The organism is Methanocalculus sp. (genome assembly GCF_029762515.1).
Taxonomy (GTDB): domain Archaea; phylum Halobacteriota; class Methanomicrobia; order Methanomicrobiales; family Methanocorpusculaceae; genus Methanocalculus.
In genome coordinates this window covers 1-790 of sequence record NZ_JARVGN010000572.1, presented here as the reverse complement: position 1 = coordinate 790, position 790 = coordinate 1, and the positions used below count along the sequence as shown (strand labels likewise).

The 790-nt window shown below is 45.9% G+C and carries 1 protein-coding gene; it reads left to right on the top strand.

The genetic code is table 11. The annotated features are described in order from the left end of the window. Positions 1 to 790 (top strand): PAS domain S-box protein (locus QCH34_RS13260; RefSeq protein ID WP_300334805.1); only part of this gene is annotated, 790 nt, incomplete at both ends.

Sequence of the window (790 nt, the reverse complement as noted above, 5' to 3'; positions counted from 1 at the left end):
GGCACCCTTACCTATGCAAACCATATGGCATTTGAGATGTTTGGTTATTCACAGGAAGATGTCGATGCAGGGTTAAACGTCCTTTCAACTCTCAGCCCTGAATTACGGGATAAAGCGAAGGAGAACTTCATGAAAGTTCTGAAAAAAGAGAGATTGGATGAACCGATACGTGAATACCTGGCAATCAGAAAAGATGGGAGGACCTTCCCAATCAACATCTACTCATCACTCATTATAAGAGAGGGGGGATTAGCCGGTGTTCGAGGCATCATCATCGATATTACCGAGCAGAAGAAGCTTGAAGCAGAGCTGCAAAGAAGCAGAAACCGCTATCGGTCACTTGTCTCGAATGTTCCCGGGGTTGTCTACCGCTGCCTGCTTGATTCAGACTGGACTATGCTGTTCCTGAATGACGATATCGAGGAGATCAGCGGATACCCAGGCAGTGATTTTATCCGGAACGCCGTCAGGACATATGCAAGTATCATTCATCCCGATGATTCCGCATATGTTGAGAGATCAATCAATGAAGCGGTCAGCCTAAATGAGCCCTGGGAGATCGAATATCGGATCTATACCAGAAATGGTGATACAAGATGGGTGTATGAAAATGGGAGAGCCGCCATAGATGGGGAGGGAGAGACAAGAGTCTTAGACGGCATCATCATCGATATCACCGATAAAAAAGAAGCAGAGGAGAAGATCAAAACAGAGCAGGAGTTTATCAAAACCCTCCTTGACACATCACCTGCATTCTTTGTAGCGATTGGAGATGATGGAACACTCCTCA